The 20,442-nt window shown below is 62.9% G+C and carries 16 protein-coding genes and 2 pseudogenes; 9 read left to right on the top strand and 9 right to left on the bottom strand.

What is annotated here, in order from left to right:
* Positions 1-117 precede the first annotated feature (117 nt).
* Positions 118-1,134, top strand: a pseudogene (locus tag E0D86_RS21925) (methyl-accepting chemotaxis protein); the annotation flags it as partial.
* A 42-nt stretch (positions 1,135-1,176) separates the two neighbouring features.
* Positions 1,177-2,040, top strand: a complete 864-nt coding sequence (locus tag E0D86_RS21920; RefSeq protein ID WP_371924064.1) for a methyl-accepting chemotaxis protein — start codon at positions 1,177-1,179, stop codon at positions 2,038-2,040.
* Positions 2,041-2,085: 45 nt separating this feature from the next.
* Here E0D86_RS21920 and bfr read toward each other — a convergent pair whose 3' ends face one another.
* Positions 2,086-2,553: a bacterioferritin gene (gene bfr, locus E0D86_RS09905; RefSeq protein ID WP_131649826.1), complete on the bottom strand. Its 468-nt coding sequence runs from the start codon at positions 2,551-2,553 to the stop codon at positions 2,086-2,088.
* A 217-nt stretch (positions 2,554-2,770) separates the two neighbouring features.
* On the opposite strand from bfr, the gene E0D86_RS09900 reads away from it, so the two are divergent.
* Genes E0D86_RS09900 through E0D86_RS09890 form a run of 3 tightly spaced genes read left to right on the top strand, consistent with a single transcriptional unit; the run spans position 2,771 to position 8,401 of the window.
* Positions 2,771-3,859 (top strand): efflux RND transporter periplasmic adaptor subunit, encoded by a 1,089-nt coding sequence (locus tag E0D86_RS09900; protein WP_131649825.1) that lies wholly within the window; start codon positions 2,771-2,773, stop codon positions 3,857-3,859.
* 4 nt (positions 3,860-3,863) lie between these two features.
* Positions 3,864-6,920 (top strand): efflux RND transporter permease subunit, encoded by a 3,057-nt coding sequence (locus E0D86_RS09895; protein WP_131649824.1) that lies wholly within the window; start codon positions 3,864-3,866, stop codon positions 6,918-6,920.
* Positions 6,920-8,401 carry an efflux transporter outer membrane subunit gene (locus E0D86_RS09890; protein WP_131649823.1) on the top strand — a complete coding sequence of 494 codons (1,482 nt, stop codon included), beginning with the start codon at positions 6,920-6,922 and terminating at the stop codon, positions 8,399-8,401. Before E0D86_RS09895 ends, E0D86_RS09890 begins: the two co-directional genes overlap by 1 nt.
* 495 nt (positions 8,402-8,896) lie before the next feature.
* Here E0D86_RS09890 and E0D86_RS09885 read toward each other — a convergent pair whose 3' ends face one another.
* Positions 8,897-9,787, bottom strand: a complete 891-nt coding sequence (locus tag E0D86_RS09885) for a PA4780 family RIO1-like protein kinase (RefSeq protein ID WP_131649822.1) — start codon at positions 9,785-9,787, stop codon at positions 8,897-8,899.
* 158 nt (positions 9,788-9,945) lie between these two features.
* Here E0D86_RS09885 and ada point away from each other — a divergent pair, with 158 nt between their 5' ends.
* From ada to E0D86_RS09870, 3 genes are read left to right on the top strand one after another with little or no spacing between them, the layout of a single operon-like run.
* Entirely contained in the window at positions 9,946-10,983 is a 1,038-nt protein-coding gene (gene ada, locus E0D86_RS09880; RefSeq protein ID WP_131649821.1) for a bifunctional DNA-binding transcriptional regulator/O6-methylguanine-DNA methyltransferase Ada, read from the top strand.
* A gap of 50 nt (positions 10,984-11,033) precedes the next feature.
* On the top strand, positions 11,034-11,276 hold the full coding sequence (locus tag E0D86_RS09875) for a hypothetical protein (RefSeq protein ID WP_131649820.1): 243 nt from the start codon (positions 11,034-11,036) through the stop codon (positions 11,274-11,276).
* 38 nt (positions 11,277-11,314) lie between these two features.
* Positions 11,315-12,094: a TatD family hydrolase gene (locus E0D86_RS09870; RefSeq protein WP_177493036.1), complete on the top strand. Its 780-nt coding sequence runs from the start codon at positions 11,315-11,317 to the stop codon at positions 12,092-12,094.
* 2 nt (positions 12,095-12,096) lie between these two features.
* Here the strand turns inward: E0D86_RS09870 and E0D86_RS21915 are convergent, their stop codons facing one another.
* The 5 genes and pseudogenes from E0D86_RS21915 to nfi all read right to left on the bottom strand — a co-directional run bounded on the left by E0D86_RS21915 (position 12,097) and on the right by nfi (position 16,577).
* Positions 12,097-12,801 carry a methyl-accepting chemotaxis protein gene (locus E0D86_RS21915; RefSeq protein ID WP_371924063.1) on the bottom strand — a complete coding sequence of 235 codons (705 nt, stop codon included), beginning with the start codon at positions 12,799-12,801 and terminating at the stop codon, positions 12,097-12,099.
* A gap of 150 nt (positions 12,802-12,951) precedes the next feature.
* Positions 12,952-13,089 (bottom strand): annotated as a pseudogene (locus E0D86_RS21910) (HAMP domain-containing protein); the annotation flags it as partial.
* Between the two features lie 1,275 nt (positions 13,090-14,364).
* Positions 14,365-15,201 (bottom strand): regulatory signaling modulator protein AmpE, encoded by an 837-nt coding sequence (ampE, locus tag E0D86_RS09860; RefSeq protein ID WP_131649817.1) that lies wholly within the window; start codon positions 15,199-15,201, stop codon positions 14,365-14,367.
* 22 nt (positions 15,202-15,223) lie between these two features.
* The gene (ampD, locus tag E0D86_RS09855) at positions 15,224-15,775 is read right to left on the bottom strand and encodes a 1,6-anhydro-N-acetylmuramyl-L-alanine amidase AmpD (RefSeq protein ID WP_131649816.1); all 552 of its coding nucleotides are present in this window, start codon (positions 15,773-15,775) and stop codon (positions 15,224-15,226) included.
* A gap of 73 nt (positions 15,776-15,848) precedes the next feature.
* The gene (gene nfi, locus E0D86_RS09850; protein ID WP_131649815.1) at positions 15,849-16,577 is read right to left on the bottom strand and encodes a deoxyribonuclease V; all 729 of its coding nucleotides are present in this window, start codon (positions 16,575-16,577) and stop codon (positions 15,849-15,851) included.
* A gap of 181 nt (positions 16,578-16,758) precedes the next feature.
* Here nfi and E0D86_RS09845 point away from each other — a divergent pair, with 181 nt between their 5' ends.
* Positions 16,759-17,751: a GlxA family transcriptional regulator gene (locus E0D86_RS09845; protein WP_131649814.1), complete on the top strand. Its 993-nt coding sequence runs from the start codon at positions 16,759-16,761 to the stop codon at positions 17,749-17,751.
* Positions 17,752-17,830: 79 nt separating this feature from the next.
* Here the strand turns inward: E0D86_RS09845 and zapE are convergent, their stop codons facing one another.
* The gene (gene zapE, locus E0D86_RS09840; protein WP_131649813.1) at positions 17,831-18,925 is read right to left on the bottom strand and encodes a cell division protein ZapE; all 1,095 of its coding nucleotides are present in this window, start codon (positions 18,923-18,925) and stop codon (positions 17,831-17,833) included.
* A 152-nt stretch (positions 18,926-19,077) separates the two neighbouring features.
* Entirely contained in the window at positions 19,078-20,436 is a 1,359-nt protein-coding gene (locus E0D86_RS09835; protein WP_131649812.1) for a tryptophan--tRNA ligase, read from the bottom strand.
* Between the last annotated feature and the right edge of the window lie 6 nt (positions 20,437-20,442).

Here is a 20,442-nt window from a genome sequence, read left to right as displayed (position 1 = left end):
ACTCATTTAATTGGCGTCATATTCACGTCGCAGGGATACGCCGGCTCCGCCGATAGCGCAGCGGCTCAGTGCGACGATGACCGACAGCTTCTTTGATCCTCATTTATTGGTATCTGCATGAACAGATGGTTTGGAAACATTGGCGTCAGCCGCAAGCTCACCATCGGCTTCGGTGCCGTCCTGATCCTTACGCTTGTTCTGGCCTGGATCGGCTGGGGCAGCTTAAGCAGCGTCATCCAGCGCAGCGGCTGGATGACGCAAATCGCCCAGCTCAACAACGACCTGACGGATCTGCGCATCGCGCGCCTGCAACTCATGTTGGCCAACGGCGATGCAACCACCAGCGCACGCGTGGACCAGACGCTGGACGTCTACCTGACCCATCAGACCAAGCTGCTCAACTCCTTCAAAAACCCGGTGAACGTGGCGATGCTCAAGGAGCAGGCCGGCTACAACGAGCTGTTCCGCCGCTCGCTGGACGACATGCGCCAGGGTTATGCGCTGGCCAACGACGCCCGACAGACGATCGATGACAATGCCTCACGGCTCGGCGAACTCACCACGCAAGTCAGCGCACGGGTCATGCAGCTGGCCGAAGACAACGACCAGCACCTCGGGCAGTACCGCGCCATCACCGAGGTCAAGGAAGCGATCAAGCAGGCTCAGTATCTGCTGCGAATCTACATGGCCTCTTCGACCTCGCAGAACGCCCAGGCCGTCTATACGCAGCTCGATGCAACCCTGGCCACCCTGGACCGGCACCACGGCGCCCTCCAGCTGACCAGCCGGGATGCGGCGCCGCAAATTCGCACGCTTCTTGGCCAGTACCGCACGGCAATCGAATCGCTCGAAGCCGCGACCCAGGCAATCGCCAAGGCACGCCAGGGCATGATCGACCATCAGACGGAAATCCTGCGACTGAGCAAGGCACTGTATGCCTATCAGCTGGAACGGCTGGATATCGAGGGCAGCGAAGCGGGCAATCGCCTGATTCTCAGCGCAACATTGGCTGTACTGCTCGGCATTCTGGCGGCGTGGCTGATCACCCGGCAGATCGTTCTGCCGCTGCGCACCACCCTCGCGGACGTCGAACGCATCGCCGCGGGCGACCTGACCGCCACCGCGCAGATCACCCGCCGCGACGAACTGGGCGTTCTGCAGCAGGGCATCCAGCAGATGGGCAGCACCCTGCGAGCGTTGATCGGCGGCATTCGCGACGGCGTGAGCCAGATCAGCAGCGCCGCCGAGGAGCTGTCGGCGGTGACTACCCAGACCAGCGCCGGGGTCATTAGTCAGAAAGAGGAAACCGATCAGGTCGCCACCGCCATGCATGAGATGTCGGCCACTGTCCATGAAGTCGCGCAGAACGCCGAACAGGCGGCGCGGGCTGCCACCGAGGCGGATATCGAAGCGAGCGACGGCGACCGCGTGGTTGCCGAGGTGGTCACGCAGATCGAACGCATGGCCAGCGAAGTCATCCGCTCCTCGGAAGCGATGGCGGCGCTGCAGCGCGACAGCGACAAGATCGGCAGCGTGATGGGCGTGATTCGCGCCGTGGCCGAGCAGACCAATCTGCTGGCGCTCAACGCTGCCATCGAGGCGGCGCGCGCGGGCGAAGCCGGTCGCGGTTTCGCCGTTGTAGCCGATGAAGTGCGCGGCCTGGCGCAGCGTACGCAGAAATCCACCGAGGAAATCGAACAACTGGTCACCGCCCTGCACAACGGCACCCAGCAGGTCGCGGCCATCATGCAAAGCAGCCGCAATCTCACCGATAGCAGCGTCGAACTGGCGCGTCGCGCGGGTAGCTCGCTTGCCAGCATCACCCGCACCGTGTCCAACATCCAGGCGATGAACCAGCAGATCGCCACGGCGGCGGAAGAGCAGAGCGCCGTAGCCGAGGAAATCAGCCGGAGCGTGGTGAACGTACGCGACGTCTCCGAGCAGACCGCCGCAGCCAGCGAGCAGACGGCTGCATCGAGCGTCGAACTGGCCCGTCTGGGCAGTCAGTTGCAGACGATGGTCAGTCGCTTCCGTATCTGACCGGTCGTTGCCCGAGGCCAGGCATTGCGCCTGGCCTCGCTTGCATCAACTCCCCTGCGATTGCAGATAGTTCTGCAGGCCGATGCGGTCGATCAGTCCCAGTTGCTGCTCGAGCCAATACGCATGATCTTCTTCGGTGTCCATCAACTGCAGCGCAAGAATGTCACGCGTCTGGTAGTCGCCGTGCTGCTCGGCCAGCGTGATGCCCTTGGCCAGGGCTTCGCGCACTTTGTACTCCAGAGCCAGATCGCTGCGCAGCATCTCGGGCACGGTATGCCCGGCGTTTATCGCATGGGGCGTCATGTCAGGCGTGCCTTCGAGGAACAGGATGCGTTGCAACAGCGCATCGGCGTGCTGGGTTTCCTCTTCCATCTCGTGGTTGATGCGCTCGTAGAGCTTGGAGAATCCCCAGTCGGCATACATTCGCGAGTGCAGGAAATACTGATCGCGCGCGGCCAGCTCTCCACGCAGCAGTTCTTTCAGATATTCGATGATCTGTGGCTGACCTTGCATTGCGACTCTCTCCTGCGCTGATCTGAAAACCCGGGCAATGATACGCCCAATCGGCATCGGACGAACCGCTGCCCCCATTGTCGCGGGCAAAACCGCCTGACCGGCCGGTCACTACAGCATAGGTCGAACTCCCGAGCCGGAGCGGGGCTCTACTGAATCTGTCGCAGCGTTTCGCATCGTCGCCGCGACGCCTTTGCCCGCCCTATCAGGAGTACGGATGCCGCAGCCAATGCGAACACCCCGAGGCCCGCTATCACATTCCCGCATCACCGCCGCCTTGTGCGCATTGCTGTTCTTGTCCGGCTGCGCCGACGACGAGACGCCCGCTCAAGTGCCGCCGCGCGTGGCCTTCGTCGAGCCGCTGCAACGCATCGATCACGGCCCGCAGACCCTGCGCTTTCCTGGCGTGGTCGAGAGCGTGACCACCACACAACTGGCTTTCCAGGTACCGGGGCGTGTCGAACGCATGCTCGTCGATGAAGGCGAGCGCGTGGAAAAGGGCCAGCCGCTGGCCAAACTCGACCGCACGGATTATGAGCTGCAACTGCGTGAGGCCGAGGCTCGGCTGCGCCAGCTGGAAGCGGACCTGGCACGCAAGCGCACGTTGCTCGCGGAAGGCATTCTCGCGCCGGCGGCGGTCGAGCCGTTGCAGGCCAATGTCGTGGCGGCGCGCGTCGCCCGTGACAGCGCGCTGCGTGACATCGACCACAGCACGCTGAATGCCCCTTTCGACGGCGTCGTCGCGCGGCGCCTGGTCGAGCCGGACATGGTGGTCGCCACCGGTTCGTCCGTACTCGAACTGCAGAATAACCAGCACATCGAGGTCACGGTCGACCTGCCCGAGACCGCCGCCTTGAACGTCCCGCTGAACGCCACCTTGCAGGCCGAAGGCGAGCTGGTCATTGCCGACCTGACGCTGCCGTTGACCTACAAAGAGCACAGCACCCAGCCACGCGAAGGCTCGCGCACCTATCGTCTGACGCTGCGAGGCGACCCGCCGGCAGACTACAACCTGCTGCCGGGGATGGCCATGCGGGTTCGCCTGCAGCGCCCGCCCGCCGCGCAGGACGATGCGCCGCCACGTTTTCGCCTGCCGCTGACGGCTGTACAAGCGGCACCGAACGGCAGCCACTATCTGTGGCTAGCGGTGGACGGCCACGTCCAGCGCCGCGACCTGCAACTCGAACGCATCGAAGCGGATCATGCGGTGGTCAGCGGCGAGCTGAACGATCAGATGCTGGTGGTGGTGGCCGGTGGCAGCAAGCTGTCCGAAGACCAACCGATCAAAGCCGAACGGCGGAAGTGAGCGGATGGACTTAGCCCGTTACGCCATCTGCAAGCCGGTCAACATCTGGGTGTTGCTGCTGATCTGCCTGATTGGTGGGACCATCGCGTTCTTCGAGATGGGTCGCCTGGAAGATCCCGAATTCACCATCAAGGAAGCCATCGTCACGGTGCAATATCCCGGCGCGACCGCCATTGAGGTCGAGCAGGAAGTCACCGAGCCTTTGGAAAGCGCCATCCAGGAACTCGCGGAGATCAAGGAAATCCGCTCACGCTCGATGATAGGCCAGGCCGAAATCCGCGTGGAAATCCAGGACCGCTACACCGGCGAGCAACTCGATCAGATCTGGGACAAGCTGCGCAACAAGCTCGACGATGCCCGCCAGGAGCTGCCACCGGGTATCGATCCGCCGCTGGTCAATGATGATTTCGGTGACGTCTACGGCATTTTCTTCGCCCTCACCGGCGACGGCCTGACCCTGGAAGAACTGCACGAAGTAGCCAAGGATCTGCGCCGCGGCCTGATCACGGCCGATGGCGTTGGCCAGGTTGAAATCGCCGGCGTGCGCGAGGAACGGATTCTGGTCGAGGTCGATCAGGCGCGCCTGGCCGCATTGCGTCTGTCTCCGCAGGAACTGGTCGCCGCGCTCAGCGACGCCGATGCCGCGGTGGAGGCCGGCGGTGTTCGCGCCGGTGAGTTCTTCGTGCACATCCGCCCGAGCGGCGCCTTCGATTCGCTGGATGCCCTGCGCGCGTTGCCGGTCGGCCAGGGCCAGCAGAGCGTGGATCTGGGCTCCATCGCCACATTGAAACGCGAGTACGCGGAGCGGCCTCGCCAGATCATCCGCCATAACGGTGAACCGGCGCTGACGCTAGGAATCAGCGGCATTTCAGGCAGCAACATTGTCGAGGTAGGCAATAGCGTCGAAGCAGCGCTGCAGGCCATGCAGCATCTGGTGCCGCTGGGTGCCGAGCTGCATCCGCTCTACCAGCAGCACAGCATCGTCAACGAGTCGGTTAACAGTTTCGCGCTGAACGTCTTCCTGTCGGTGGCGATCGTCGTCGGCGTGCTGTGTCTGGCCATGGGCCTGCGCGCCGGCATGATCATCGGCGCGGTGCTGTTCCTGACGGTGCTCGGCACGTTGCTGTTGATGTGGCTGGCCGGAATCGAGCTGGAGCGCATTTCACTCGGCGCGCTGATCATCGCCATGGGCATGCTGGTGGACAACGCCGTGGTGATCTGCGATGGCATGTTGATCCAGAAGCAGCGCGGCATGAGCATCCTCGACGCGTCACGCAAGACCCTGCAACAGACGCAATGGCCGCTGCTGGGCGCGACCATCATCGGCATTCTGGCGTTCGCCGGGATCGGTCTGTCGCAAGACACCACGGGGGAATTCCTGTTCTCGCTGTTCTTCGTCATCGCCGTCTCACTGCTGCTGAGCTGGCTGCTGGCGCTGCTGGTGGTGCCGCTGTTCGGCCATTACCTGTTGGAGCGCAAAGATGACCGGCAAGCGGACGACGCGAACGGTGCCGACGAGGCCTACAGCGGACCGATCTACAACCGTTACCGTCGCATGGCCGGCGCTGTGCTGGCGCGCCCCTGGCTGACGCTGGGGGTATTGGTGGTGCTTACCGTGCTCAGCGTGCTGGGTTTCAGCCGTGTGCCGCAGAGCTTCTTCCCGCCGTCGAGCACACCGCTTTTCTACGTCAATCTGTTCCTGCCGCAGGGCACGCACATCCGCGAAACCAGCCGCACCGCCGAAGACGTCGAGGGTTACCTGGAGGGGCTCGACGGCGTCACCGATGTGTCCACTTTCGTCGGGGCGGGCGCGTCGCGCTTCATGCTGACTTACGCGCCGGAGCAGCCCAACTCCTCGCTGATGCACTTTCTGGTGCGCACCGAAGACGCCGAGGTGATTGCCGAGCTGGTTGGCGAAGTGAATCAGACATTGCCGGGCCGCTACCCTTCTGCCGATGTCGCCGCCGCGCAATTCCTGTTCGGACCCAACGCCGAAGCCAAGCTCGAAGCACGCATCAGTGGCCCCGAACTGGATGAGTTGCGCCAATTGTCCGCCGAAGGTCAGCGCATCCTTCAGGAACAGGGACAGGTCTTCAACATTCGCGACGACTGGCGCGCCCCGGTGCCGGTGCTACGCCCGCAACTGGATCTGGACCGCCTGGCCGATGCGGGGCTGACCCGTCAGCAGGTGGCGCAAGCATTGGCCGTGGCCAGCGAAGGACAGCAGGTAAGCGTTTTCCGTGATGGTGACGAGCTGATCCCGATATTGCTACGCGCAACGCCCGAGGATCGCACGGCACCAGGCGACCTGCTGCAACGGCTGATCTGGAGCCCGTCGACCAGCCGCTACGTGCCGCTGGCACAGGTGGCCGATGGCATCGAGGCCACCACTGAAGAATCGATGATTCGCCGCTACGGTCGCGAGCGCACCATCGCCGTGCGCGCCGAACCGCGCGACGGAGAAAACACCAACGTAGCCTTCCAGCGGATTCGTCCGCTGATCGAGGGCATCGAATTGCCGGTCGGTTACTCGCTGGAATGGGGCGGCGACCATGAGCAGTCTTCCGACGCGCAGCAGGCTCTGGCCAGCACGTTGGCGCTGCCGTACTTAGCGATGGTGCTGGTCACGGTGCTGTTGTTCGCCAAGGTCCGCCAGCCGCTGATGATCTGGCTGGTAGTGCCGATGGCGCTGTGTGGTGTCACCCTCGGCCTGCTGCTGACCGGCCAGGCATTCGGCTTCATGGCGCTGCTCGGCCTGCTCAGCCTGACCGGCATGCTGATCAAGAACGCCGTGGTGCTGGTGGATGAGATCGACCGGCAGATCGCCGACGAGGTACCGCGCCTGACCGCCATTATCGAGGCATCCGCCTCGCGCTTACGGCCCGTGGTCATGGCTGCGGGCACTACGGTGTTGGGCATGGTGCCACTGCTGTTCGATCCATTTTTCGCCAACATGGCAGTGACCATCATGGGCGGGCTGGGTTTCGCCACGTTGCTCACATTGTTGGCGGTGCCGTGCCTGTACCTGCTGTTCATGCGCGTCAAACCGGAGGAAACCTGATGCCGCGCCGATTGCCTCGCACGCCCCTGATCTGCGCATTGGCATTGGCGCTCGGCGCCTGCTCCAGCGTGCCGGAGCGGCCCGAGCCCGATGTGCCGGAATCCTGGTTTCATGCGGTGCGCGAGCAACCGGCAGACGCTGAGGCGCTCGCCGACTGGTGGCGGCAATTCGAGGATCCGGCGTTGACCCAGCTGGTGCACCGGGCATTGGAAAACAACCGCGACATCCGTCTGGCGATGCTGCGCGTTGACACCGCGCGGGCGCAGTTGCGTCAGGCTCGCGCCGGGCTTTTCCCAACTTTCGATCTGCCAGGTTCGGCCAGCCGCCAGTGGATTGAAAACAACAACGAGCCGAATCCCGACAGCCCCATCGGCGAGTTCATCCCGGATGACGACGTGATCACCTTCGACAGCTGGGAACTGGCGCTACAGGCCACCTGGGAGTTGGATATCTTCGGCGCCACCCGCGCGCGGACAGACAGTGCACGGCAGCAGATTCGCTCGGCCCAGGCCCAGGCCATCGCCGCTCGGCTGGCGGTTGCCTCGAATACGGCGCAAGGCTATATGCAACTGCGCGCGCTGGAAGGCCAGCGGGCGTTGCTGGTCGAAGGCATCGAATTGGCCGCGGAACTTGAGCGTATCGCCCGCGCGCTGTTCGAGGCCGGCGAGGTCACCCGCCTGGATGTCGAGGCCAGCGCCGCGGAGCGGGCTTCGCTGGAAGCCGATCTCGATGAGCTGGACATCAACCTGGCCGAAGCGCGACTGGCATTGGATACGCTACTCGCCGAACCACCAGGCAGCATCGCGCGACAGCTCGCGGCATCGACCGAAGTGCCGCTGGCAGACCAGCCCATTCCGCCGGGGCAACCGCTGGACCTGCTGCGCAGACGCCCGGATCTGATCGCCGAAGCCGCGCAATTGGAGGCCGCACAACTGCAGTCGCTAGCCGCTCGCCGCGACCTGTTTCCGACGCTGGCCCTGCAGGCTGCCGTAGGCCGTTCAGGGCTGGCGCTGGGGGATGCCATTTCCAGCGCTTCCAACTTTGCCCGCCTAGGCGCAACCTTTGGCCTGCCCTTCCTCGATTACCGGCGACGCGGCGCAGCCATCGAACTGGCCGATGTCGAGGGTGAAAGCACGTATCTTGGTTTTCAACAGGCCCTGGCCGAGGCGTTGGAAGAGGTAGAACGATCATTGGTACGCATCGACGGGCAGCAACGCCGCCTGAATTCGCTGCGTAACACCCTGCGCCATCGCCAGTACGCCTACGAGCTCGCGCAGAAGAGCTATCGATTGGGCGAGGCGAATCTCAACGAAGTACTCGATGCCCAACGCGGCTCGCTGCAGGCGAGGCAGCAAGCCCTGCAAGGCCGTACTGCTCTGGCGACAGCGCAGGTCGCGCTGTTCGTGGCGCTGGGTGGTGGTTGGGAGATGGATCCGAATGCGCTCGGAGCCGGGACGGACGCCGAGACGTCAGGCCAGTAGAGTTAGCCCGCCGAACGCGAGTGGGTCTGATGGCGCCAGGCGCTCCGGCGTCTTGGACGCAAGCGTCCCGAAGCGCCGTGCCCACGCGGGAGCGTGGGTACGATCCAACTTTTATTTCATCGATTATCGAGCGGTTTGATGCGCGGGTTTCGCCCTGCTGGGCGAGTCACTTTTTCCAAACGCGGGAAAAGTAACCAAAAACGCTTGCCCCTGCATACGGCCCCGGCTGCGCCGGGGTTCGTTCGCTCCATCGCCGCACCGAGGGTCGTCGTACAAGGGCCATCCACCCTTTACGACTCTCGCCGCATCCCTGCGGCTCGCCCCTCTACGCAACGATTCCGCTCACCCTTCTGAAAGGGGCGGTTGGTGTTGCCTGATGGGTTCGTGCATCGGGCCAAAAAGCCAAAGCAAGGATTTTATGATCTCTCACTCGCCCAGCAGGGCGAAACCCGACCATCAAGCGACTCGACAAACAAGTCGCGACTCAACAAGCCATCACCCCCGCATCCACGGCGGCGTCGGCGGCTCGTCGTTGGGCTCATCCGTCGCATTGCGCAACGCTTCCTTACGCGCCTGTTCGGCCAAAGTGGCTTTAATCTCACGCATCACCGCGTCCAGGTCAGCAGCATCCTCCGGCTCGGCAAATTCACCGGTCAGCTCGGTATCCGGCGTCAGCTTGCCGTCCTCATAAAGCGCCCACATTTCCTTGGCATAACGGGTGAACTTGAGTTCCGGCGCGAACTGCCCGAAGTACGCCGACATGTTGCCGACGTCGCGCTCGAGCATCTCGAACGCATGGTTATTCCCTGCCGCGTCGACCGCCTGCGGCAGGTCAATGATGACCGGGCCGTACTCGTCGAGTAGCACGTTGAACTCGGACAGGTCGCCATGCACCAGACCGGCGCAGAGCATCTTCACCACCTCGCCGATCATGAAGGCATGAAATTCGCGGGCATCGTCGGGGTGTAGATCAACGTCGTTGAGCCGTGGTGCGGCATCGCCATCCTCGCCAGAGATCATTTCCATCAACAGGACGCCGTCGAGAAAGTCATACGGCTTGGGTACGCGTACGCCAGCATCGGCCAGACGGAACAATGCCGCCACTTCGGCGTTCTGCCAGTTCTCTTCCTTTTCCTTGCGCCCGTGCTTGGAGCCCTTGGCCATGGCTCGGGCGTCGCGGCTGCTGCGTACCTTGCGACCTTCCTGGTACTTCACCGCCTGACGAAAACTGCGGTTGTTGGCTTCTTTGTACACCTTCGCGCAACGCAGCTCTTCACCGCAGCGCACCACATATACAGCTGCTTCCTTGCCGCTCATCAGCGGCCGCAGCACTTCGTCGATCAGCCCATCCTCGACCAGCGGCTCGAGTCGTTTTGGCGTTTTCATCAGTGGCTTACAGACCCTATTCGACTATGCAGGCCTGCAGGTTACGGTAATCGTCAGCACGCTTCCATGCTCGCCAGCAAGTTTGAAAGCGCATTGCGGATTGGCATCGCAGGCGAGCAGGACGGACAATCGAACCCGACTACCCAAGGAGCCGCGCAATGATCGATTTTGACCGCTGCTGGCAAGCCCTCAGCGAACGCGACGCAGACTTCGATGGCCGCTTCGTGTTCGCGGTACGCTCGACCGGCATCTTCTGCCGCCCAAGCTGCCCGGCGCGTCGCCCCCGGCGGGACGGCGTGAGTTTCTTCAGCAATTCAGCCGACGCCGAAGCCGCCGGCTATCGCGCATGCAAGCGCTGCGCACCGCATGGCCAGAGCCCGACTGAGCAGCTGGATGCGCTGGTAATCGCCGCCTGCCGTCTGCTCGATGAAAATTCCGAGCCGATGACGCTGGACCGGCTGGCTGCCCGTATCGGCCTGTCCACCTCGCACCTAGCCCGCGCATTCAAGGCCCGAACCGGCCTTACGCCTCACGCATGGGCGGCGGCGCGCCGACGCGAGCGGTTGGAGGCGCAGCTCCCAGGCGCCGAATCGGTACTAGGCGCAGCACTGGAATCAGGCTATGGCAGCACGCGCGGCGCCTACCAAGACATTGCCGCACTCAGCCCAGCACAGCGTCGGCGCAAGGGGGCCGGCGAAGCTCTGCGTTATGCGATCAGCCCCTGCCCCCTGGGATTACTGCTGGTCGCCGCCAGCGACAAGGGCATCTGTGCCCTGTTGTTCGCCGACGAGGAGAAGGCTCTGCTCGACGAGCTTCAATCCCGCTTCGCCGCGGCGGAACTGACATGCGATCAGGCCGGGCTCGGCGAGTGGCTGCGCTCGATCCTGGAGCAATTGCAAGAGCCAACCCGCGCTGCGCTGTTGCCGCTGGACTTACGCGGCACGGCATTTCAGCAACGCGTCTGGCAGGCCTTGCAGAATATTCCGGCCGGCGAGACTCGCCGTTACGGCGAACTCGCCGCGAGCCTGGGCACCCATGCGCGCGCCGTCGCCCGAGCCTGCGCCAGCAATCCAATCGGGCTGCTGGTGCCGTGCCACCGCGTCGTCGGGGCCAACCAGGCGCTGACCGGTTACCGCTGGGGCATCGAGCGCAAGACCGCTCTGCTCGAATCGGAGCGAGGAAAATCGGGAGCCTGACGGCGATCTGGCGGTCGGATATTCCACGCCACCGGAAAAGAGCCGCCGCCATGACCGAACTGAAACGCTACCGTATCCATTACCTGATTAATGGCAACCCGGCGTCGCTAACGCTGGACGCCTTCGAGGAGCCCGCCATCGAGCAGGCCGAGCTGGAGATTCTTCTGCACCACGTCAGGGAACCGCGCGCAGCCACCGATGCGCCTTGGGAGATTCCGGAGCGCGCCAGCGAGCACAGCCGCATGGCCGAGCTGGGCGTCAGTGACATTCAGATCGAAGAGGAAAGGCGCTGAGCGCCCATGACCCGATGCCACGAAAGGAGACGCCCGCCGTGCGCCTGATCGACACCCACACGCACCTCGACTTCGACCCCTTCGACACCGACCGCAGCGAGGTGCTGGCCCGTTGCGCCCGTGTGGGCGTCGAGCGCGTGCTGGTGCTCGGCGTGCATCAGGCCAACTGGAAGAGGGTCTGGCAAATGGCGCTGGACGAGCCCGCCGTGCACGCCGCGCTGGGCCTGCATCCAGTCTTTCTGCAGGATCATCGACCGGAGCACATGGACGAGTTGCGCGATTGGCTGCAACGTCTGCAAGGGGAAGAAAAGCTCTGCGCCATCGGTGAGATCGGCCTGGACTATTACATCGAGGGTCCGGACAAGGAGAGGCAGCAGCACATTCTCGAAGCCCAGCTGGACCTGGCGGGCGAGTTCGAGCTACCGGTACTGCTGCACGTACGCCGCGCCCATGCAGCGATGATCGCGACGCTGAAGCAGCGCAAGCTCAAGCGCGCCGGCATCGCCCACGCTTTCAGTGGCAGCTGGGAAGAGGCCCGCGAGTACATCAAGCTCGGCTACAAGCTCGGCCTGGGCGGCGCCGGTACCTGGCCACAGGCGCACCGCATGCACCGCGTGCTGCAGCAGCTACCGCTGGACAGCATCGTGCTGGAAACCGACGCGCCCGACATCACCCCTCACAGCCATGCCGGCCAGCGCAACAGCCCGGAATTTCTTCCCGATATCTGTCGCGGGCTGGCGGAACTGCGCGGTATCGCCCCCGAAGAGTTGGCCGAGGTCAGCTATTGCAACAGCTGTGAGCTGTTCGGCTGGCGCTGAGCCTATACGCGGAACGCGCCAATGAGTTGCTGCAACCGACCAACCAGTGCGCTGAGCTCGCGGCTGGCTTGCTCGGTATGCCCAGCGCCTTCGGCGGTACGCTGCCCGGCTTCGTTGATCGCGACGATGTTGCGATCGATATCGTGCGCGACGGCGGTTTGTTCCTCCGCAGCCGCGGCGATCTGCTGGTTCTGATCGACGATGACGCCGACCGCACCGAGAATGTTTTCCAGCGCCTGACGAACCTGGGCCGACTGATTGACTGTCGCATCGGCCATCGAATGGCTGGCATGCATGGTCTTCACCGCAGCGCCGACACCGCCCTGAAGTCGCGCGATCATCTGCTCGATTTCTTCGGTGGACTGCTGGGTGCGTCTGGCCAGGTTGCGCACTTCGTCGGCGACCACCGCGAAACCACGCCCCTGCTCGCCGGCGCGCGCCGCTTCGATCGCGGCGTTGAGCGCCAGCAGATTGGTCTGCTCGGCGACACCTTTGATGACGTCCAGCACCTGGCTAATGGCCTTGCTGTCGCTGGCCAGCTGATTGATTACGTTGACCGACTGCTCGATCTCCGCGGCCAGTCGCTCGATGCCGCCGACCTGCGCTTCGACCAGGCTGCGCCCGCTCACCGTTTCTTCATTGACGCTCTGCGCGCTACCAACAGCGGCCTCGGCACTGGACGCAACGCCCTGCGCGGTCGCTGACATCTGATTCATCGCGGTGGCGACCTGCTCGATCTGCCCGCGCTGTTCGGACACCGTCTGATTGCTTTCGCCAGAGACGGTTTCGACGCGCGAAGCCTGACGCTCCACCTCGCCGACCGTCTGACCGACCCGTTCGATCAACTCACGGATCTTGGCTACGGTCTCGTTGAATACCTGGCCCAGCTCGCCCAGCTCATCGCGGCTTTGCACATTGAAACGCGCGGTCATGTCACCGGCGGCGACGCGGTCCATGGTTGCACCGAGGCTCTTCAACGTCGCGCGAGTGGACATGTAGAACGCGCTGTAGAGATACACCACAAGCACGAACACCAGCACCAGCGCGGCCAGCAACAGAGTCATGAGCAGGCGCTTCTGCTCCAGACGCTGTTCGAGTTGTTCGTCGAGGAAGCCCAGAATCGCGTCGTTGAGCGCGTAGGTCTTGGCCATCTCGGCGCTGATCAGGTCATAGAACGCGTCCCATGGCTGATCCAGCGCTTCGGCCATGATCACCTGATCCTGGAAGATATCGCTGCTGATCTTCAGAGAGTCGCGACTGGCGGCGGTGTGGCTGTCGAGCTGGCGCTGCGCAGAGCCGCTACTGGCCAATACGTCCTGTAGCTGAGCGCCGTATTGAGCCTGTTGCTTCTCCAGCTCTAGGAGAAGTTCGTCCAACTTGTTGCTGGCGTCGGAGTTCAGATAGCCCTGGCCAAAGGTGTAGGAGCCGACCGCTCGCCCCTCGCCGAGAATGGCGGTGATCGAGGGCGTGACCGAGGTCAGTAGCTCCGCCAGCATCCGAACATCGCGCTGGCTGTCCTGGCTCAGACCCGATTGGCTGGCGATCAGCTTGATCATCACCTGAGCCTTGCCCAACAGCGCACGCGCCATGGCGACCTTGGTTTGCAGGGATTGCTGCGCCTGCGCCTCGCGCAGGGCGGCATCGAGGTCGTCCCGGCGGGTATTGAATTCGGCCACCTGTTCGGGGTTATCGCTGACCGGCGTCAGGCTTTGCATCCGCGCGGACAATCCTCGTTCGGCATCCGCCAATCGGGTCACCAGCGCCTGCACCTCGCCGGTCTGGCCAATGATGCCCTCGATTTCCACCAGGTCTTTCCAGTCTTCCATCTCGCGACGCAGCTGCAATGCCGTACCCAGCAACTCAAGGCTCTGCAGTTCGGTGCGGGTGCCCTCGAACTCCCGATAGGAGTCGCGCACCAGGTAAAAATTGGTGAGCAGCATGGGGACGAAGAAAAGCACGCTGATCAGGCTGAACTTCATGCCGAAGCTCAGGCGATTCATCAACGCGATGGCGGGATACAAAAGACCTTTCAAAAGACGTCTCCCAATTTTTATTGTTGCCAACAGCATCGAGGCTGCAGCAGGGCTCGTCAGAGTGTGAGGAACTTATACGGGATATCGGTCACAGGTTATGTAACTTAAGGTAATGGCAGAGTGATGGCGCGACAAGCGGCAGAAGGCCCGCCAATTCCGGCCTATCCACGGCGCTTATGCAGAGCGCCGGACGACGGGCTGAGGCGGCGCGGCGCCCGATACGATTGTACGGGGCGGCTAGAGAAAGAGCGTCCAGAGCGCGATGGCGGCATACCAGAGCATGCGGGTTCTCACCAACAGCGCGGCAAGGCTGTCCAGCCGAGAGATACCCGCCTCGCCTTCATACGGCTCGCGCAGATCCGCCGCAGCCGGACCGATGTCGGCCAGCAGCTGCGGGGCGGGCGTTTCCCAACGCAGCAGATCCTGCAGCAGGGCGCGATTCATTGCGACGAAGTTACCGACCAATCCGAAGCTGACCAGCAGAAGCCGCACCGGCAGCCAGTCGAAGGCGTGTCGCAGCTGCCCCGCCCGCTCGCGCATGGCTTCGCTCCCGGTGTGCTCGATCGTCAGCGCAAGCAGCCGGTAGGCCAGCGCGGCCATGGGACCAAGCAGCACATACCAGAAGATCACCGCAAAGAAGCCCTGATGACTGCGCCAGAGCAGCTGCGTCTCCACGGCGCGCAACAGGCTCGGCGCATCCGGTGCGCTGAGGCCCAGATCACGCTCGGCCACCAGCGCGGCGGCGTTGTCATCGCCCCGGCGCCAGGCGTCGCGGAATGCTCCGAATTCACGCTTGCCCTGCCCTCGTCCCAGGCTGTAGAGCAGCACCAGCAGATGCAGCGGCAAACTGAGCCAGCCGTAGGCCAGCGGCTTGAGTGCCATCAGTAACAAGCCGAGCACCAGCACCGGCAGCAGGACCAACAGCGAAAGACTCAGCCATGGTCTGGACGCCATGTCCGCGCGCCCTTCGACTCGCCGCAGCAGCTGCAGCCACGGGCCGTCGTGCTGCACATCACGTCGCCAATCGGTGAGTTTGTCGATGAGCAGAACCAGCAGCACCACGAGAAAAATCATTATCGAATCCTATGCGAGGCTCTCAGGCCACGATCGAGGCCGCGCGCAGGCGCAGCCAGTCGAATGCCGGGCCGGGGTCGGTCTTGCGGCCCGGTGCGATGTCGCTGTGACCGCGAACCCGCTCCGGCGTGATCGCCGGATATGCCTGCTGCAGCATGAGGCAAAGGCGGATCAAACTGTCGTACTGGGCCTCACTGAAGGGCACGTCATCGGTGCCTTCCAGCTCGATACCAAGGGAGAAGTCGTTGCAGCTTTCTCGCCCATCGAAGCAGGAAATGCCGGCGTGCCAGGCGCGATCCAGGCAGGAGACGAACTGGGTGATCGCACCATCACGCTCGATGAGGAAATGCGCAGAGACCTGCAAGGTGGCGATTTCTTCGAAGAAGGGATGCTCGTCGGTGGGCAGGCAATTCTGAAAGAACTGCTGGACCTTGCCGGTCCCGAAGCAACCCGGCGGCAGGCTGATGTTGTGGATGACCAGTAATGAAATCTCGTCATCCGGGCGCTTGTTGAAATTGGGCGAGGGGCAATGGCGAATGCCTCGGCACCAGCCTGTCGCATGATCCAGCTGCATCGAAGCGGAACCTGGGTTGGCTGTGGGGTCTGCAGGCTAGCGCCTGCACGCTGCCGGCCGCAACCCGGCTGCGCTACCCGAGGTCGATGGTCTGCTGCCCGCCCGCACGCTTTTCATCCCTGCGCGAGGCCAGACGGTCGGCCAACCGCGTCGGCTCCGGTAGCCGATAGCGGGTGACATAGCGCATCACCAGTTGCGGGGCGGTCGCCAGGCTGACCCGGTTGCCGGGCGAAATGATCAGTGGCCGAACCTTGTCCTTGCTGCGCAGCACCGTGCCGATCACCTTGCCGTGCTTGTCCAGCAGATCGACCTGATCGCCGCGCCGCTCGCCGAGCGGCTCATGCTGGCCGGTGAGGATTTTCTTCGCCACTCCGATCGTCGGCAGCCCGGTGATGACGCCCAGATGCGCAGCGATGCCGAGGCCGCGCGGATGCGCAATGCCGTGCCCGTCGGAGAAGATCAGGTCCGGCGTCTGGCCGAGCGAATCGAGCGCCTGCAACACGGCGGGTAGCTCTCGAAAAGACAGCAACCCGGGAATGTACGGCATGCAGGTAGGGATCCGCGCCAAGGTCTGCGCCAGCGGTTCGAGGGTTTCGGCGTCCAGCAGCACCACTGCGGCACGGGTGATCTGGCCGCCCTCTTCGAAACCGACATCGACGCCCGCGATCAACCGCAGCGACCCGAAGTCATCCTCTAGCACGACCTTGCTGGCCAGCTCTTTCTGCATTTCCCGGGCAGCACCGGGACTGCCATCCCAGCCGCTGAATGCACCGGCGCTCGAGCGTGTTGTATTGATTGTCATGGAAGCCCTCTTTGCTGATCAGATCGGCAGAGCCATGAGCGGTTCCGCCGACTGAGACGGATTGCGACTAGACAGTCAGTCGAAAAACAAGGACGCTCCCGCCGGACTACGGCAGTTTTACCCTGCATTGTCGCTATAAAAGTTCCTATAAAAACAACCGAAACACGTAGAAATCACACCCATGCTCACCGCCCAACCGTTGAAACGTATCAGCATTCTGGCCACCGATGGGGTGTTTGCATCCACCCTGATGCATGCCAAGGATTTTTTCCACATGGCCAGCCTGCGCTATGGCAAACAGCTGGGGATGGATTTGACGCCGGCCTTCGAGACGGTGCTGGTCAGCCCGGATGGCCGGCCGGTCACCACGTTCAGCGGTGCCAGCGTTGCGGTAGATGGCGCGCTGGATGGCGCCGATGCGGTGATATTGCCGGCGTTCTGGGGCGATTTCGATGCGCTTGGCCAGCAGTACCCGCAGGTGACGCCCTGGCTGAAGGAACGACACGAGGCCGGCAGCACCATCTGCGGCGAAGCCACCGGCGCATTCTGGATGGCTGCCGCGGGATTGCTCGACGAGCGCGAAGCCACGACTCATTGGCGCTTCGCGCGTGAGTTCGTCGAGCGATTCCCACGAGTGCTCTTTACTCAGGAGAAGCATCTGACCGACAGCGACAATCTGTACTGCGCAGGCGGCACCACTTCGGCATGCGATCTCTACATGCATCTGGTCGAACGCTTCTGCGGCTCGCATATCGCGCAGGGCATGGCCCGCGACGTGCTGTTCGAGGTGCAACGCAACTACAGCCCAGGGCGCATCGGCTTTGGCGGCCAGAAGCTCCATCTGGACACCCGCGTGCTGCAGATTCAGGAATGGCTCGAGGAGCATTTCGCGGAGAAATTCCGCTTCGAGGACGTGGCGCGCGACCACGGCATGAGCATTCGTAACTTCATGCGCCGGTTTCAAGCGGCGACCGGCGACAAACCGTTGCATTACCTGCAACGGTTGCGCATCGAGACAGCTAAAAACCTGCTCTCCACCACCCGCAAGAGCATCAAGACCATCAGCTACGAAGTGGGTTACGACGACGCCAGCTTCTTCGCTCGGCTGTTCCGCCAGCACACCGAGCTATCGCCGAATCGGTATCGGCAGCAGTATCGGTATAAGAGCGGCTAGAAGCTGTCAGCGGGCCGGACAGAATCCGGCCAAGCTTTGCTTTTTTTGAGCCTCAAGCTACTGGCTTCAAGCTTCCTCTCTACGGTTTATGCGGTCGAGCCAGATACTCATGCGACTGCATTTCCAGCAGACGGCTGAGGGTGCGCTGGAATTCGAATTCCAGACGGCCGCCGGCATACAGGTCCTTGAGCTCGACCTCGGCCGAGAGGATCAGCTTGACGTTGCGGTCGTAGAACTCGTCGACCATGTTGATGAATCGCCGCGCCATGTCGTCCTTGGAAACGTCCATTCGCTCGATATTGGAGACCAGCACCGCGTCGAATATCTTGCCCAGCTCGATATAGTCGTTCTGGCTACGCGGTCCATCACAAAGCTCGCGAAACTCGAACCAGGCGACGCCGCCGGCCGTCTTGCGCGCGATGATCTCGCGGTTTTCGATCATCAGCGCTTCGTTTTCCTGCACCCGACACTGCTCCGGCAACAGGCTGCGAAAGCTCTTCTCCAAGCTCAGCTCCGCCTCGGCATCGAGCGGGAAGTGGTAGAGCTCGGCCTGTTCGAGCGCGCGCAGGCGATAGTCGATGCCGCTGTCGACGTTGACGATTTCGGTGTGCTTCTTCAAAAGCTCGATCGCCGGCAGGAAACGGGCCCGCTGCAGGCCGTCCTTGTACAGGCCGTCCGGAACGATGTTGGACGTGGCTACTAGACTCACACCGTTCTTGAACAATTCTTCGAGCAGGGTCGCGAGGATCATCGCGTCGGTAATATCCGAGACGAAAAATTCGTCGAAGCAGATCACCCGTGACTCGTCGGCGAAACGCTTGCCGATGATCGTCAGCGGGTTTTTCTCGCCCTTGAGGGTGCGCATTTCTTCGTGCACGCGCTTCATGAAGCGGTGGAAATGGGTGCGAGTCTTCTGCTCGAAGGGCAGCGCGTCGAAGAAGGTGTCGACCAGATAGGTCTTGCCGCGACCGACACCGCCCCAGAAGTACAGGCCCTTTACCGGTTCCTGCTGCTTCTTGCCGAATAGCTTGCCCAGCAGCCCGGATTTGTTGCGGTCGTCGGCGAGCAGATCGTCATACAGACGCTGCAGATGGCGCACGGCAGTTTCCTGGGCGGCATCGTGGAAGAAGTCGGGACGTTTCAGGTCTGCCTGATAGCGCTCAAGAGGTGTCATGGCGGGGTCTGGGTAGTGAAACGGGGCCGACACTTTAGCCGTGCCCTCGGTGGTTGGCAATTTACGCAGATCGTTCAAGCGCTTGGGCCTCGAGGAAAACAGGGATCGGCAGCGATGCCGTTCAAGTAATGAACGGCAGACAGCCCTAAGAACTACACGGCAAGTGTCGCCAATGCCTGGCGCAGGCGCAGCATGGCGGCTTCCCGCGCCTGCTCATCGGCGTAGCCGGGGCTGTCGGCGATGCATTCGCCATCCAGCCACAGCGTGAATTGATTGCTCTCATCGGCACGGAGTTCCAGAGCATCCACACCCTGCGCGATCAAATGTTGGCTGGTCACACCGATCGCCTTGGGATCGTTGAACGGCCGCGATAACAGCAACTCTTCGCCATCGGCTGCAAAGAATCGGAAGCGGAAGCTACCATCGCTTTCGCGGAAACTGGCGAAGCGCGCGGCCTTTCCGCCTTTTTTCTTGGCTGGCGCGGCGCTTGCCACTTCACTGCGGAAATTACGCAGCCCCACCGCTTCACGCAGCTCGCCGAGGAACGGTGTAGCGAGCTTGCGCGCCTTGCCGGCACCGGCCTGCAGGATGTCCTCAAGATCGCCGGGGCGCTGCATCAGTGCGTGATAACGCTCACGCGCCTCGCCCAGCTCGTTGTCCAGCAGTTGGAACAGACGCTGCTTGGCCTCGCCCCATGCCAGCCCGCCGACTAGCTCGGCGCGGAACTCGGCCAGTTGCGCCGGCGCGGCGAAGGCTTGGTAAATGGTGAACAGGTGGGAGTCGTCCGGGTCTTTCGGCTCGCCCGGCAGTTTCGAGTCGGTGACGATGCGCGCGATGGTGCTTTTCAGCTCCTTGGCACTGGCGAACAGCGGAATGGTGTTGTCATAGCTTTTGGACATCTTGCGCCCATCGAGCCCCGGCAAGGTCGCCACGCCCTCCTCGATCACGGCGGCAGGCAGGGTAAAAAACTCCTTGCCATTGCCGAACAGATGATTGAAGCGTTGGGCGATATCACGCGCCATTTCGACATGCTGAATCTGGTCTCGACCGACTGGCACCTTATGTGCGTTGAACATAAGAATGTCCGCCGCCATCAGCACCGGGTAGCTGAATAGCCCCATGGTGACGCCAGCATCCGGGTCCTCGCCCAGTTCGACATTCTTGTCCACTGATGCCTTGTACGCATGCGCGCGGTTGAGCAGCCCCTTGCCAGCAACGCAGGTCAACAGCCAGGTCAACTCAGGGATTTCCGGGATGTCGGACTGCCGATAAAAGGTCACCCGATCCGCATCCAGACCACAGGCCAGCCAGGTGGCGGCGATCTCCAGGCGCGACTGCTGGATGCGCAGCGGATCGTCACACTTGATCAGTGCGTGATAGTCGGCGAGGAAGTAGAAGGAATCGGCATCGGCTTCGCGACTGGCCACGATAGCCGGCCGAATGGCCCCGGCATAGTTGCCCAGATGGGGCGTGCCCGTAGTGGTGATGCCGGTAAGGATTCGGGTTTTCATACGATC

The sequence above is a fragment of the Pseudomonas sp. IC_126 genome (assembly GCF_004331835.1).
Classification (GTDB): Bacteria; Pseudomonadota; Gammaproteobacteria; order Pseudomonadales; family Pseudomonadaceae; genus Stutzerimonas.
Note: the sequence above shows the minus strand (reverse complement) of the source record. Positions and strands in the feature narration are given on the sequence as shown.